General features: G+C 65.2%; 14 protein-coding genes. 6 read left to right on the top strand and 8 right to left on the bottom strand.

The annotated features are described in order from the left end of the window. Positions 1 to 192: 192 nt before the first annotated feature. From D769_RS22565 to D769_RS22545, 5 genes are all read left to right on the top strand, one after another. On the top strand, positions 193 to 738 hold the full coding sequence (locus tag D769_RS22565; RefSeq protein ID WP_040011198.1) for an RDD family protein: 546 nt from the start codon (positions 193 to 195) through the stop codon (positions 736 to 738). Further along, positions 735 to 1,769, top strand: a complete 1,035-nt coding sequence (locus D769_RS22560; protein WP_008649797.1) for an alpha/beta fold hydrolase — start codon at positions 735 to 737, stop codon at positions 1,767 to 1,769. Before D769_RS22565 ends, D769_RS22560 begins: the two co-directional genes overlap by 4 nt. Before the next feature lie 72 nt (positions 1,770 to 1,841). Beyond that, positions 1,842 to 2,879, top strand: coding sequence for a UDP-2,3-diacylglucosamine diphosphatase (locus tag D769_RS22555; RefSeq protein ID WP_040011202.1), 1,038 nt, complete (start codon positions 1,842 to 1,844; stop codon positions 2,877 to 2,879). 99 nt (positions 2,880 to 2,978) lie between these two features. Then, positions 2,979 to 4,097: a glycosyltransferase family 1 protein gene (locus D769_RS22550; RefSeq protein ID WP_008649794.1), complete on the top strand. Its 1,119-nt coding sequence runs from the start codon at positions 2,979 to 2,981 to the stop codon at positions 4,095 to 4,097. After that, positions 4,087 to 4,521, top strand: a complete 435-nt coding sequence (locus D769_RS22545; protein WP_008649792.1) for a diacylglycerol kinase — start codon at positions 4,087 to 4,089, stop codon at positions 4,519 to 4,521. Before D769_RS22550 ends, D769_RS22545 begins: the two co-directional genes overlap by 11 nt. A gap of 43 nt (positions 4,522 to 4,564) precedes the next feature. Here D769_RS22545 and D769_RS22540 read toward each other — a convergent pair whose 3' ends face one another. The 7 genes from D769_RS22540 to D769_RS22510 form a co-directional block, all read right to left on the bottom strand. After that, positions 4,565 to 5,149, bottom strand: coding sequence for a TIGR00730 family Rossman fold protein (locus D769_RS22540; protein WP_008649791.1), 585 nt, complete (start codon positions 5,147 to 5,149; stop codon positions 4,565 to 4,567). Then, positions 5,146 to 5,856 carry a TetR/AcrR family transcriptional regulator gene (locus tag D769_RS22535; RefSeq protein WP_008649790.1) on the bottom strand — a complete coding sequence of 237 codons (711 nt, stop codon included), beginning with the start codon at positions 5,854 to 5,856 and terminating at the stop codon, positions 5,146 to 5,148. The genes D769_RS22540 and D769_RS22535 overlap by 4 nt, the downstream gene beginning before the upstream one ends. Positions 5,857 to 5,957: 101 nt before the next feature. Further along, positions 5,958 to 6,560 carry a DUF924 family protein gene (locus D769_RS22530; protein WP_081596849.1) on the bottom strand — a complete coding sequence of 201 codons (603 nt, stop codon included), beginning with the start codon at positions 6,558 to 6,560 and terminating at the stop codon, positions 5,958 to 5,960. Then, positions 6,547 to 6,990, bottom strand: coding sequence for a group II truncated hemoglobin (locus D769_RS22525; RefSeq protein ID WP_008649788.1), 444 nt, complete (start codon positions 6,988 to 6,990; stop codon positions 6,547 to 6,549). Before D769_RS22525 ends, D769_RS22530 begins: the two co-directional genes overlap by 14 nt. A 15-nt stretch (positions 6,991 to 7,005) precedes the next feature. Beyond that, the gene (locus D769_RS22520) at positions 7,006 to 9,561 is read right to left on the bottom strand and encodes an FtsX-like permease family protein (protein WP_040011197.1); all 2,556 of its coding nucleotides are present in this window, start codon (positions 9,559 to 9,561) and stop codon (positions 7,006 to 7,008) included. A gap of 66 nt (positions 9,562 to 9,627) precedes the next feature. Next, positions 9,628 to 10,224: a DUF4126 domain-containing protein gene (locus D769_RS22515; protein WP_008649786.1), complete on the bottom strand. Its 597-nt coding sequence runs from the start codon at positions 10,222 to 10,224 to the stop codon at positions 9,628 to 9,630. 96 nt (positions 10,225 to 10,320) lie between these two features. Then, on the bottom strand, positions 10,321 to 11,418 hold the full coding sequence (locus D769_RS22510) for a substrate-binding domain-containing protein (RefSeq protein WP_008649785.1): 1,098 nt from the start codon (positions 11,416 to 11,418) through the stop codon (positions 10,321 to 10,323). Between the two features lie 142 nt (positions 11,419 to 11,560). On the opposite strand from D769_RS22510, the gene D769_RS22505 reads away from it, so the two are divergent. Next, a complete protein-coding gene (locus D769_RS22505) occupies positions 11,561 to 12,415 on the top strand; it encodes an extracellular solute-binding protein (RefSeq protein WP_008649784.1) in 855 nt (284 codons plus the stop codon). Between the two features lie 64 nt (positions 12,416 to 12,479). On the opposite strand, the gene D769_RS22500 is transcribed toward D769_RS22505, so the two are convergent. Next, positions 12,480 to 13,430 (bottom strand): LysR substrate-binding domain-containing protein, encoded by a 951-nt coding sequence (locus D769_RS22500; RefSeq protein ID WP_008649783.1) that lies wholly within the window; start codon positions 13,428 to 13,430, stop codon positions 12,480 to 12,482. Positions 13,431 to 13,603 lie beyond the last annotated feature (173 nt).

Here is a 13,603-nt window from a genome sequence, read left to right as displayed (position 1 = left end):
CACGGCACCCGCGCCGGCGGCCCCGCCCGCGCTTTCGCCTCCCGTAACCGGCGAAGCGGCCACCACCTTCGACACCACCGACACCCCGCGCCAGTAACGGCCAGCCATCTTGCGCTGACCGCCAGACCGCGCCTGAGCCGTCGCGCTCGACGCGTTTGGCATAATGGCTGCTTATCGCTCACGCCTTGCGCCATGCCAGTTGCCACGCCTGCCGTTTCTGCCCAGCCCGCTTCCAATTCGATGCCACGCACACCGCCGCTGCGCCGCCGCCTGCTTTGCATGCTCTATGAAGGCGTATTGCTGTTCGGCGTGCTGATGGCCGCCAGCGCGGTGTACATCGTTGCACGGCCGTTGCTGCAACAGATCGGGCTCGACCGCCCATATGTCGATCAGGCCTGGATGTTCCTAGTCCTGGCCTTCTATTTCTCCTGGTTCTGGCAACGGAGCGGCCAGACCCTGGCCATGCAGACCTGGCGCATCCGGCTCGAAACAATGGCCGGTACCCCTCCCCGGTGGCCGCAAGCCCTGTTTCGCTACGCACTGGCATGGCTGTGGCTGCCTCCGGCCGCGACGGTCGGCCATGCGCTCGGGCTGACCAAGGGCCCGTTCATTGGCGTACTGGCGATTGGCCTGCTGATCTGGATCTCGCTGGCCTGGCTCGACCCGCGCCGGCAGTTTCTACATGACCGCCTGGCCGGCACCCGGCTAGTTGACCTGCGGCCCGCATCGAAACCATGAACCTGACGGCCGCCGCGCTGCGCCGTATCGCTGTCGTCGTGCAGGCGGCGGCAGTCGGCGGGCTCGCGGCGGCACTTGCCGCCGGGGCGGACTGGTCCTGGCCTGCGGCGGTTCTGGTCAGCATCGCGGGCGCGTTGGTCGCCTTCGGCATCGGCGTCGCGATAGCCTTTCTAGTGACCCAGACCGGGCTCGCCATTCCCGATTCGGCCCGGCCGCAGCGGCCTGACGACATTCCTGCCCCAAGGCCGCTGAGCTGGCGCCACGCGGTGTCGTGCTATCTGGCCGAGTGCCGCGCGGTCCTGCGGATGTTCGACTGGCTGCAGCCATTCCGGTCGCGGCTGACATTCGCGCAGCCAACCGATCCGCTGCCTGATACCCCCACTGTGTTGCTGGTCCACGGCTATGGCTGCAATCACGCGGTCTGGCTCGACCTGGCTCCCGCGCTTGCCGGTGCCGGCTACCGTTGCGAGGGCATCGACCTGACGCCGGTGCTCTGCGATATCGACGACTACGCCGCCGCCCTGCTCGTACGAATGCGCGACCTCCACGCGCGCACCGGCTACCCGCCGCTGCTGGTCTGCCACAGCATGGGCGGGCTGGCAGCCCGCGCGGCACAGGTGATGGCCGATGCAGCAGGAGAATCCGTGCCATGCGCCGGCATCGTGACGCTTGGCAGCCCGCATCGCGGCTGCCCGCTGGCCACCTTCGGCGCGGGAACGAACGCCCGTCAGATGCGTTGGGCCAGCCCATGGCTGACGACCCTGGCCGAGGCGGAGAGCCCCGCGATGCGCGGTCGCATGATCTCAGTCTTCAGTTGGCACGACTCGATCGCGGGCCCCGCCGATACGGCGTGGCTCGAGGGCGCGCGCCATATCCCATTGAGCGGGATCGGGCACGTCTCGCTGCTGCGCGATCCACGCGCGGTGCAGGCCACGCTGGATGGCCTAGCGACACTGCGAAAACAAGCCGCCTCGACATCGGACTCAGCCCTACCGTTGCCCCACGGAAACGCCTCGACAAGGTTCATGTGACATTCATGTTTCCGTCACGGCTCCGTCATGGCGCACTGGCTCAATGCAGCCATCGCCGATACCGGGGCCGCCATGATTCCATCAATCCGATTCGCCCGCGGACGTCTGACGAATGTCGCGCTGCGACTGCGCGGCAAGCCTGACGCCACGCTACCGCTCTCAGCCGCGCTCGCGGCATTCATGCCGACACCGGCCGACCTGACTGCCGCCCTTTCCCGCAACACTAGCAACACCGGCGACATCAGCGATCCGTCCCGCGACACCCAGCGCGCCCCCGACGAACCCAGTTCCACACCCACGCCGTCTGTGGAGCATCCCACGCACCGCTACCGCGCGATCTGGCTGTCCGACATCCATTTGGGCACGCCGGGTTGCCAGGCCACATACCTGCTCGACTTCCTCAAACACAACGAATCTGACGTGCTCTATCTCGTCGGCGACATCATCGACGGCTGGCAGCTTCGTCGTGGCTGGTACTGGCCGCGAAGCCACAACGACGTCGTGCAGAAGCTGCTGCGCAAGGCACGCAAGGGCACCGACGTCATCTACGTGCCGGGTAATCATGACGAAGTGGCGCGCCAGTTCGACGGCATGGCATTCGGCGACATCACGGTGCGCGAGGATGCTGTCCACGTGACCGCCACCGGCAAACGCCTTTGGGTCGTGCATGGCGATCTGTTCGACGGCGTGGTGCAACACGCGAAGTGGCTGGCCTACCTGGGCGATTCGGCGTACACGATGATCCTCGCGCTGAACCGCCACTTCAACCGCGTGCGCGCGCGGCTCGGATTCGACTACTGGTCGATCTCGCAATACCTGAAGCATCAGGTCAAGAACGCGGTGAGCTACATCAATTCGTTCGAGCACGCGATGGTCGACGAAGCCCGCCGGCGCGGCTGCGACGGCGTGGTCTGCGGCCACATCCACAAGGCCGAGATCCGCGATGTCGATGGCCAGCTCTACTGCAACGACGGCGATTGGGTGGAAAGCCTGTCCGCCCTCGTGGAGACCATGGAAGGCGAACTGAAAATCGTCTACTGGACCACGCTGCTCGATCCGCCGATCCCCGCAGGCCGCCGCCGCCGTCGCACGGCCGAATTGGCTGCCTGATCCTTGCCTTACCACCCGCCCCCGGCAGTCGCGCCATTGCATGAATGGCGCGCGATGCCTGCTCGTCACAACAACAACGCACCTGAGCAAGGAGATTCGATGAGAGTCCTGATTGTCACCGACGCCTGGGAACCACAGGTCAACGGCGTGGTGCGCACGCTGAAATCCACGCGCCGCGAACTCGAAGCCATGGGTCACACCGTGGACCTGATCACGCCGCTCGAATTCCAGACGATCCCCTGCCCGACCTATCCCGAGATCCGGCTGTCGTTGCTGCCCTCGGGCAAGGTGCGCCGGCGCATCGACGCGTTCCGTCCCGACGCGCTCCATATCGCCACCGAAGGGCCACTTGGTCTGGCCGCGCGCCGTTACGCGATGCGGCACGACCTGCCGTTCACCACGGCCTACCACACGCGCTTCCCAGAGTACGTGCAGGCGCGCTTCGGCATTCCGCTGGCGTGGACCTACCGTTTTCTGCGCTGGTTCCATGGCTCCGCGCGTGCGGTGATGGCGCCAACGCCCGTGGTGCTCAAGGATCTGCACGATTACGGCATCACGAACGGCGTGCTGTGGACGCGCGGCGTCGATCTCGATGTCTTCACCGCGCAACGGGCGAACGTCCTGAACACCGCGCACCCGATCTTCCTCTACGTGGGCCGCGTGGCGGTGGAAAAGAACGTCGAGGCATTCCTGCAACTCGACCTGCCAGGTTCGAAGTGGGTGGTGGGCGATGGCCCCGCGCTGGCCGGCCTTAAGGCGCGCTATCCGTCGGCGAACTACCTCGGCGTGCTCAAGCAGCCCGAGTTGGCAAAGGTGTATGCTTCAGCAGATGTCTTCGTGTTTCCGAGCCGCACCGATACGTTCGGACTGGTCCTGCTCGAAGCATTGGCAAGTGGGCTACCGGTGGCGGCCTACCCTGTCACCGGGCCGATCGACGTGCTCGGCAACAGCCCGGCCGGCGTGATGCACGAAGACCTGAGAGAGGCCTGCCTGGAAGCCCTGCGCATCGACCGCGCAACGGCACGCGGCCACGCGGAGAAGTTCTCGTGGCGCGCCGCATCCGAGCAGTTCCTCACCCATTTGCGTCCGCTGCCAGCAGGCACGGGCGGAACCGACAATTCAGCGCCCCCAGTCGCCCCAGATCATGGCCAAGCCTCATCACACGCTACCGCCCGATCCGTCGCTGCACCGGCCGACGGCCGCTCACATGGCGGCTGAAGTCGAGTCCGAATATTCAATCGCCAGCAATCCACACAAGGGAAATCGGGGGCTGACGCGCGCCTGGCACGCGGCAATCAACTCGGCGTCGGGGTTGCGCTACGCGATTCTGGAAGAAAGCGCGTTCCGTCAGGAACTGACGCTGGTAGTGATCCTCACGCCGTGCGCGTTCGTCATTCCGGCAACGGTCGTCGAACGCGTGATGCTGCTGGGCACGCTGCTGCTGGTGCTGATCGTGGAACTGCTCAACTCGAGCGTGGAAGCCGCGATCGACCGGATCTCGCTGGAACGGCACAGCCTGTCCAAGCGCGCCAAGGACTTCGGCAGCGCGGCGGTGATGCTGGCGTTGATCCTGTGTGGCGGCACGTGGGCCGCCATCGCGGGACCGTACGTGGTGCGGTGGGTGGGGATGCTGTTCAACTGATCAGCCTGATCAGCCGATCGGCCAGCATCCCGGGGGCGGAGGGTCAGGCCTTCTCGCGGCCTTCCTGCCACTTGTCGACATGCACGCGCGGCGCTGCCGCCAGGCGGGCGAGCATATCCACCGGTTCGGTGGACACGTGCAGCATGTCCGCATGGACCTGCTTCAGGAAGCCCTCGCTTACGGCGTGTTTCAGGAACCCGAGCATACCGTCGTAGAACCCCGCTACGTTGAGCAGGCCAACAGGCTTGTCGTGGTAGCCGAGCTGCGCCCACGTGAACGTTTCAAACAGCTCTTCGAACGTGCCAACGCCGCCGGGCATGGCGATGAACGCATCGGCGCGATCCGCCATCATCTGTTTGCGCTCGTGCATGTTGCGCACGATGTGAAGCTCGGTCAGGCCTCGGTGACCAACCTCCTTCTGCATCAGCGCTTCCGGAATGATGCCGATGGCGGCACCGCCATGCGCCATGACGCTATCGGCCACGATGCCCATCAGGCCTACATTGCCCCCGCCATAGACCAGAGCCAGACCCCGCTCCGCCATGGCCTGCCCAAGCGCTCGCGCTGCTTCGGCGTACTCGGGCCGAAAACCTGGGCTCGACCCGCAATAAACGCAAACCGACTTCACTTTCTGTCCTTTTCAAGCTTTGCGGCATCCGCCGCGGCCTTCTGCGCCGCGTACTCGCGCGCGAGCTGGTCGAATGCCTCACGCGCCTTGCCACGCAGGTACGGCGCGAGAATCGAGAAGATGTGATAGCTCGACCCATGCAGATAGCCGCGAATCTGTTCGGGGTCGTTGTACTGGCGCGGGTGCTGCACGAACTGGAACGACAGCCAGTACGTGGCGATCACGACGATGTTGGTGCAGATCGCGTCCACCTGTTCCGGCGTGGCGTCCATGTCGCCATCCTCCTGGAACTGGCGGCAGATCTCGAGCGCGAAGCGCTTCTTCTGATCGACGATGCGCTTGAAGTTGGTCTCCAGCATCCGGTTGCGCGCCAGCAGGTCGTTGATGTCGCGATACAGGAAACGGTAGTTCCACAGAAACTCGGACATGTACTGCAGATAGCCCCAGCTCTCCCCCAATGTGGCCTTGTGGTCTTCCGGCATTTTCAGGCGACGCTCCATCTCCTGCTCGAAGCGCACGAAGATGGAATTGATGATGTCGTCCTTGTTGCGGAAGTGGTAATAGAGATTGCCAGGACTGATTTCCATGGCTTCCGCAATCGTCGTCGTGGTGACGTTGGGCTCGCCGAGTTCATTGAACAGGCGCAGCGAGACGTCGAGAATGCGATCCCGGGTACGACGGGGACCGGCTTGCGGTTTGGCTTCCATGGGCGTTGGAACGACTTTGTATCGGCAGAGTTGCGATTATAAGCATAGCGTCCGAGGCTTCCCCCGGGCGTGCGGCGAGAACCGCACCTGCGCGTCGATGCTCAGAATGACGAGCCTGGCTGTTTCAGATACGCGGCTTCCGCATCCGAATTCACCCGGCCCAGCACGGCGTTGCGGTGCGGGAAGCGGCTGAAGCGCGCGATGACGTCGCGATGCTTCTCGGCCCACTCCACCACATCGACTTCCCCGCCGCTGTCGTCGCGCAGGGCCATCATCTCCCGCACCGCGATGTTCTGCGCATCCAGCGATTCCGCATGCTCGAACGGCAAGTAGCAGAACATGCGGTGCCACCGCGTGGGCAACTGGCGATCCCAACCAAGGTCCAGCATCCGGCGTGCCGCCGCGAGTGCCTTGCCATCGGTGGCGAAGCTGCGTGGATCGCCGCGAAACATATTGCGTGGGAACTGGTCGAGTAGCACGATCCGGGCGCAAGCGCCCTCCGGCGTCACGGACCAGTCGTCCTCGGCGCCGTCATGCGCGGCCTGCCAGCACGACAGGAAGCGCCCGCGGACCGTGGTATCGAAGTTCACGCACTTGGTGAACCATTCGCGCCGCGAAATATTCCATTCGGGCGCACCCGGCAAGCCAAACCAGAAATCAAGCACGGTCTGCGCGGCCGCCGGCATCCGGTTATCGCTGGACATTGCGCATCCAGTCCGCAGTCTGGAACAACGCCTGCATCAGCCGCATCTGCAGATCTTCCGACAGCCCCACGTCCTGCATCGCCAGTGCCATGCAACGCATCCACTGGTCACGTTCGCTGGTGCCGATCTCGAACGGCAGGTGGCGCGCACGCAGGCGGGGATGGCCGAAGCGCTCGATAAAGTAGTTCGGCCCGCCCAGCCAACCGCACAGGAACCAGAACAGCTTGTCGCGCGAACCCTCCAGCGAGTGCGGATGCAGCGCGCGCAGGCCGGCGAACTCCGTCTCCAGGTCCATCAGGTCGTAGAAACGATCGACCAGTTCGCGCACGCGCGCCTCGCCGCCGATCAGTTCGTACGCGGTAATCTGTTCCCGCTGCTCCTCGGGCTGGTTGGACCGCCCGTCGGGCGGGTTGGTGGATTCGGTGCTCATGGCGATACAGGGAAATCAGACGTCGCGCAGCGTCGCCAGCGCCGGTTGCCGCAATACCTCGCGCAAACCGAGCCAGCCGCCCGCAAAAGCGCAGATCATGCCAGAAACCACGCCGACCGGTACGATCCAGACGTTGAATCGGTACGGGAAGTCGAACACGTACTGCGACAGGCCCCAACCCACCCCGATCGCGCCGACGCTGGCCAGCAGCCCCGCCAGTCCGCCGACCACGAGGAATTCCGCGTACTGGGTCTGGCGTACCAGCGCCGCCGACGCGCCTAGCGCCTTGAGCAGCCCGGCATCGCGCTTGCGCTCGTCACGCGCACCGGATAGCGCCGCATAGAGCACGGTCACGCCGGCCAGCAGCGTGAAGACGAACAGGAACTCCACGGCGGCAATCACCTGGTCCAGGACCTGCTGGATCTGCCGCAGGATCAAGTCGGTGTTCACGACTGTGATATTCGGGAATGCAGCGGCAAGCTGATTGCCAAGCGCGGCCTTGGCGGGCGGCAGATGGAACGCGGTGATGTAGGTCTCGGGCAGGCCCTGCATCTTGGCCGTCGGCAAAATCACGAAGAAATTCACACGCATCGAACCCCAGTCGAGCTTACGCAGCGACGTGACGGGTGCCTCGACGGTCTGCCCGGCCACATCGAACCGCAACGTGTCGCCAAGCTGGATATGTAGCGTCTTGGCGATGCCCTCTTCCACCGACGCACCACCTTCGTCCCAGCGGCCCGAGGTGACTTGATTGCCTTCGGGAAGCCGGTCCATGTACGACAGGTTGAACTCGCGCTCCACCAGATTGCGCGCGCGTCCCTCCGGGTAGCTCTCGGCCTGGATCGGCCGGCTGCCGATCTGCGTCAGGCGGCCGCGCACCATCGGATAGAGCAGATCTTCCACGCCATCCTTTGCCAGCATCGCTTGCAGCGGATCGCGTTGATCCGGCTGGATATTGATGATGAAGCGATTCGGCGCATTGGCCGGCGTGGCGTTGCGCCAGGAATCGATCAGGTCGTTGCGCGTCATACCCAGCAGCAACAGCGCCATCAGCCCGACGGCAAGCGCAACGGTCTGCAGCACGGTCACGCCACGGCGGCGTTCGAGCACGGCCAGCGCGAAGCGCCAGCCGACATTGCCGCGCGCGCGGCCACGCATCACGCGCGATAGCAGGTGCAGCAGGCCCAGCGCCAGCACCGCAAACGCGATACCTGCGCCAACAAACCCACCAGCCGTGGTCATCCCGAGCTTCAGGTCGCGCGCCGCCACCAGCAGCAGCGCCACGAAAGCACCGAGCCCGAGCGCATAGGCCACCCAGACGGACACGGGCGGTACGCCGATATCGCGTCGCAGCACACGCAACGGCGCCACACGCGTCAGCGCCAGCAGCGGCGGCAATGCAAAGCCCACCAGCAATACCAGCCCCGCGGCCACGCCGATCAGCGCGGGCACCGCCGACGGATGCGGCAACGACACCTGCAGCAACCCGCCGAGTGACATCAGCAATCCATAGTGCGCCAGGTAGCCCAGCACCACGCCCACCACCGCGCCGCCGAGGCCGAGCAGCGCGAATTCGATCGCGAAAGCGGTCAGGATCTGCCGGCGTGACAGGCCCAGGCACTTGTAGACCGCGCAGGCATCGGTGTGGCGCTGCATGTAGCGGCGGGCGGACATCGCGATGGCAACCGCCGCGATCATCGCCGACAGCACCGCCACCAGCGACAGGAAACGCTCGGCGCGATCGAGCGTGGCACGCATCTGCGGCTGCCCCGATTCCAGAGACTCCACGCGCGTATTGCGCAGATGCCGGCGCTGGATTTCGTCGGTTGCCCACTTCCGATACCCCTCGCCTGCCGCATCGGATCCCGCAACGAGCAAGCGGTATGTCACACGGCTGCCCCAGCCGATCAGCTTCGTCGCATCAAGGTCGGACAGCGGCAACAACACACGCGGCGCGAAGTTCATAAATCCCGCGCCACGATCGAGTTCCTGCGTGAGAATCCGGTCGATATAGAACGTCTTGCTGCCGAGTTGCAGGCTGTCGCCAACATGCAGGCCGAGCGCGATCAGCAGCGCTTCGTCGACCCACACCTTGCCCGGGGCGGGAATGCCCTCCGCCACCGTCTCGGCGCCGCCCGGCGCACTGGCCACCTTGAGCCGGCCGCGCAGCGGATAGTCGCCGGTCACCGCCTTCAGCGCCGCCAGCTGGCTCGGTGCCTCGGCATGTTCGGGCGCGCCTTTCACGCGCGCCGTGGCCATGCTCGGGAACGTGACAGTCTGCGCCACCCGGAGTCCATCATGCTGCGCGCGCTCGGCGAAAGCCGCGTCGAATGGCTGGTCGGAGATCAACAGCACATCGGCCGCGATCATCTGCCGCGCGTCGCGCTCCAGGCCCAGACGCATCCGGTCCGCCAGAAAGCCCACGCTGGTCAGCGCCGCCACGGCCAGCACGAGCGCGAACAACAGCAGTGTCAGTTCCCCGGCCAGCCAGTCCCGGCGGGCCATGCGCAAGGCTTGCCGCCAGGCGGAAAAACGCGGCTGAGAAGCTATGACGGTCGTTTCGGCAGACATCGGCGATCGGTTCAGGTTATCTATCGGTGTATCGGCGCACCAGGGACGATAGGAACGCTAGGGACGTTAAGGGCGCTGGTTGTCCGCGTTGCTGCGCAGCCCGGCGTGCAGACGCCGCACGCCACGCCACAGCTTCGGCAGCAGCCATGCGGCAGTGATCAGGAACAGGACCAGCAGGATCAGGAATACCACGGGCAGGAAGAACGCCAGCAGCAGCCCGCCGGCCGTGGTGATGTCTTCGGTGAATGAGGCCACCCAGTTCGAAAATGGTTCGGGCGACACATTGATCAATGCCCGCGTGCCCGCCTTCGTCGCGTGGGCGGCGCCGGCAAGCGTGCCGCCGATCAGGCCGGCCGCCACCATCCATTGGGGATCGAGCTGACCGAATGCGGCGGCAGCCAGGATCGCCCCGGCGGGAATGCGGATGAAGGTCTGAATGCCATCCCAGACCGTATCGAAGCCCGGCACCTTGTCCGCGACGAACTCGGCCGCGGCCATCGCGCCGGCAATGCCGATCACCCACCAGGACTCGAGCACGTGCAGGCCTGACGGCAGGTCGAGCCAGCCAAGGCGGGCCAGCACACCAGCCGTCAGCACGGCCAGATAGAGACGAATGCCGCTGGCCCAGGACATGCCTGCGGCCAGCGCGGCGGTTTCCAGCATTGCACTCCTCGCGTTTGTCGCGGTTTATCGCTATTTGTCGCTGCGGACTTGCGAAGAGTGTAATACGCCTGCGCCCAGGCGCCTCTCAGGCCCGGATCAAGCCCCTTCCTTGCCGTCCGCGCCGTACCAGGGCAACGCCTGCTGCGGCGTCAGGATGCCTGCCGGTTCCGCCGCCGTGTATCCCGGAAGTTGCTCGATGCGTCGCGCGAAGGCCGGGTCGGCAATCAGCGACAGCAGCGCGGTCACCCACGGCGCGGTCTGGTCGTTCTTGCGCAGCGCCAGATAGTAGGCCTCGCGGGTTAGCGGGACGAATGCCAGGCCGTGCGCTTCAGCGTTCATGCGCAGGCCAAAGGCGACCTGCGCGCGGCCTGAGTGCACCGCTTCGGCCACCTTCTCATTGCTGAACTCGGGATCGTCGTAGCCGGTGATCTGGTCTGGATACAACCCCTGCGTGGCCAGCAACTGATCGAACAGCATCCGCGTGCCCGAACTCCGCTGGCGGTTGATGAAGCGCGCGCCGGTGCGAGCCAGATCGCGCAGGTCGCGGATCTCGCGCGCCATGTCCGGCGCCACGATCAAGCCCTGCTCGCGCCACGCCAGCCGCACCAGCCGCACCGTGGCCGGCCGCAGCCACTTGCGCAGTGTCACATGCGCCACCGAACCAGCGGTCTGGATCGGCGAGACATAAAAGCCAGCCAGTTCCGACTGCCGCTCCTGCAGGCAGACCAGCCCTTCCACGCTGCCGCAGAACACGGTATCGAGTTGCAGCGGCGCCGGCGTTTCCCTGAGCGCGGCGGCCAGCGTTTCCACGGCCGGGTCGTGGCTGCCGGAGAAATGCAGCACGGTCTGAGGCCGTGCGGCCTCATCGAGATCGGTCAGGAAATCGGCCATGGCCTTCTGCACGGCGGGATCGATCGTCTCACGCAGTCGCAGTTCGGCCCGTAGCAGCCGTTCGCCGAAGCGCGTCAGCGATGCGCCACGCCCGCGCTCCATGTCGAGCATCGAGCGGCCGAGCATCTCTTCCCAGGTGCGCATCACGCCCCAGGCATGACGATAGGAAAGTCCGATTTCCTGTGCCGCCCGATGGAGCGACCCCGTTTCGCGCACGGCCTTTAGTAGCTGGAACACCTTGCCGTTGGCGCGGGGGTTGTCATCGGCGGCAATGACCGGGAACAGGTCAAAGCGGAAGGTCATATGTTTCGCCTTGCATATTTACGAGGCCTACAGGCTCATTGACAATCGTGTGCCTCGGTTTCCACGACGATTCGCGCATTCTCCATGAAGCATCGTCGCTATGGCAATTGTGTTTCCGAAAACATAAGAGAAGGAATTGCACATGTCTGATCGCCGTCTTCCCCGCCCAATTCGCCGGTTTCTCACCTCACCCGCCACGACGGCCGCGCTGGCATTCATTGTGCTCTCGACAGCATATGGCGCAGTGAATGCTGCCGATCTGAAAATGGCCACAACCACGAGCACCGAGAATTCCGGGCTGCTCAAGTACCTGCTGCCGAAGTTCGAGCAGAAAACCGGCATCAACGTGAAGGTGATCGCCGTCGGCTCGGGCAAGGCCATGAAGATGGGCGAGATGGGCGACGTGGATGTGCTGCTGGTGCACGCACGCAAGATGGAAGACGAATTCGTCGCGGCCGGCTACGGCGTGAACCGTCGGGACGTGATGTACAACGACTTCATCGTCGTCGGCCCCGCGAACGATCCGGCCAACCTGAAGGGCGGGAAGGACGTCATCGCCGGATTCAAGAAGCTGGCCGGCAGCGGCAGCAAGTTCATCTCGCGCGGTGACAATTCCGGCACCGACGTGATGGAGAAGGACTACTGGAAGAAGGCTGGCATCGAGCCCAAGGGCCAGCCGTGGTACGTCAGCGCCGGGCTCGGCATGGGCGAAGTGCTGACGATGGCCGCCCAGCTCCCGGGCTACACGCTATCCGACCGAGCTACCTACGGCGCGTATCGCGCGAAGACGGGCCTGGCCATCGTGCTACAGGGCGACCCACAGATGTTCAATCCGTACGGCGTGATCGCCGTGAATCCGGCCAAGCACCCCGGCATCAACTACGCCGACGCGATGAAGTTCGTCGAATGGGTCACGTCGAAGGAAGGCCAGGACGCGATTGCCAGCTACAAGGTCGAGGGCGAACAACTCTTCTTCCCCGACTACAAGGCAAAGTAACCAGGCGACGCAACCGGAGCCGGGACGGCGCTGAAGTCCCGGCATAACCACGGGGGCGCCGGACTCAGCCCGCCCCGGTGGCCTCCAGCCGTGGAAGCTGTGGCAGATCCGTCGCGACCTCGGCAATCATCCGCCGCATCCACATCACGTCCGGCGCCGCATGGCAACGCTCGTGCCAGAGCTGGTAGAAGCGCATGCGTGGGAACTGCACCGGCGACGGCACCATGCGGATCGGCAGGTACTGCGCGTAATGCGCGGCAAACTGCCGGCCCGTGGTGAACACCATGTCCGTCTTCATCAGCACGTAGGGCACCAGCCCGAAATACGGCAGCGTGACCTGGATATTCCGCTTGTAGCCCTGCTCCGCCAGCGCCTGGTCGATCATGCTGCGCTGCATCGACGCATACGGCGCCGGCGCCAGATGCGGCATTTCCAGGTAGTGGCGCAGCGTCAGCCCGTGACGCGCCAGCGGGTGCTGCGCGCCCAGCATGCAGACGACCTCGTCATCGAACAGCGGCGAGATATGCAGATGCTCGGGCGGCGACAGCCAGTTACCGACCACGAGATCGAGGTGGCCCTGCTCCAGCGCATCCAGAAAGTCGGTCGACTGCGTCATCGGGTGGACGAACAGCTTCGCGCCCGGCGCCAGCCGCCGCACGCGCTCGACGATATTCGGCAGGAAGAACGCGTCAAGATAGTCGGGCGCCCCGAGGTGGAACGTCCGCGTGGTGGTGGCCGGATCGAACTGCTGCGGGGGACGGGCGATGCGATCCATCGCGGCCAGACTCTGCTCGGCCAGCAGTAGTAGTTCGCGGCCGCGCTCGGTGGGCACCATGCCGCTCTTGCCGCGCACCAGAATGGCGTCCCCGGTGATTTCGCGCAGCCGCTTGAGCGTGTTGCTGATGGCGGGCTGCGACTGGCCGAGGCGCACGGCGGTGCGCGTCACGCTCTGCTCGGTCAGCAGTGTGTGAAGCACCCGCAGTAAATATGTATCGAGATGGTCGCGTCCGTGCATGGCAGGTGCCAGCCCGCCATATGGCTTGGCGTGGGTGGCGTGGGGGATGGGAACGGCGCATAGTGTAAGACAGCCACCCCCGAAACGGTCAAATCCGGCACACCGTCCGGACGATCTACGGGAAGACCCGTAGATCGCCGCCAGACGGCCCGTGGACTGGCGCGGCTCCGGCC

The sequence above is a fragment of the Cupriavidus sp. HMR-1 genome, assembly GCF_000319775.1.
GTDB classification, from domain to species: Bacteria; Pseudomonadota; Gammaproteobacteria; order Burkholderiales; family Burkholderiaceae; genus Cupriavidus; species Cupriavidus metallidurans.
Note: the sequence above shows the minus strand (reverse complement) of the source record. Positions and strands in the feature narration are given on the sequence as shown.

Excerpts from the sequence above, each read along its gene's own strand:
- D769_RS22515 (WP_008649786.1), bottom strand. The coding sequence starts at position 10,224 with ATGCTGGAAACCGCCGCGCTGGCCGCAGGCATGTCCTGGGCCAGCGGC.
- D769_RS22555 (WP_040011202.1), top strand. The coding sequence starts at position 1,842 with ATGATTCCATCAATCCGATTCGCCCGCGGACGTCTGACGAATGTCGCG.
- D769_RS22560 (WP_008649797.1), top strand. The coding sequence starts at position 735 with ATGAACCTGACGGCCGCCGCGCTGCGCCGTATCGCTGTCGTCGTGCAG.
- D769_RS22535 (WP_008649790.1), bottom strand. The coding sequence starts at position 5,856 with ATGGAAGCCAAACCGCAAGCCGGTCCCCGTCGTACCCGGGATCGCATT.
- D769_RS22550 (WP_008649794.1), top strand. The coding sequence starts at position 2,979 with ATGAGAGTCCTGATTGTCACCGACGCCTGGGAACCACAGGTCAACGGC.
- D769_RS22565 (WP_040011198.1), top strand. The coding sequence starts at position 193 with ATGCCAGTTGCCACGCCTGCCGTTTCTGCCCAGCCCGCTTCCAATTCG.
- D769_RS22530 (WP_081596849.1), bottom strand. The coding sequence starts at position 6,560 with ATGTCCAGCGATAACCGGATGCCGGCGGCCGCGCAGACCGTGCTTGAT.
- D769_RS22510 (WP_008649785.1), bottom strand. The coding sequence starts at position 11,418 with ATGACCTTCCGCTTTGACCTGTTCCCGGTCATTGCCGCCGATGACAAC.
- D769_RS22520 (WP_040011197.1), bottom strand. The coding sequence starts at position 9,561 with ATGTCTGCCGAAACGACCGTCATAGCTTCTCAGCCGCGTTTTTCCGCC.
- D769_RS22525 (WP_008649788.1), bottom strand. The coding sequence starts at position 6,990 with ATGAGCACCGAATCCACCAACCCGCCCGACGGGCGGTCCAACCAGCCC.
- D769_RS22505 (WP_008649784.1), top strand. The coding sequence starts at position 11,561 with ATGTCTGATCGCCGTCTTCCCCGCCCAATTCGCCGGTTTCTCACCTCA.
- D769_RS22500 (WP_008649783.1), bottom strand. The coding sequence starts at position 13,430 with ATGCACGGACGCGACCATCTCGATACATATTTACTGCGGGTGCTTCAC.
- D769_RS22545 (WP_008649792.1), top strand. The coding sequence starts at position 4,087 with ATGGCGGCTGAAGTCGAGTCCGAATATTCAATCGCCAGCAATCCACAC.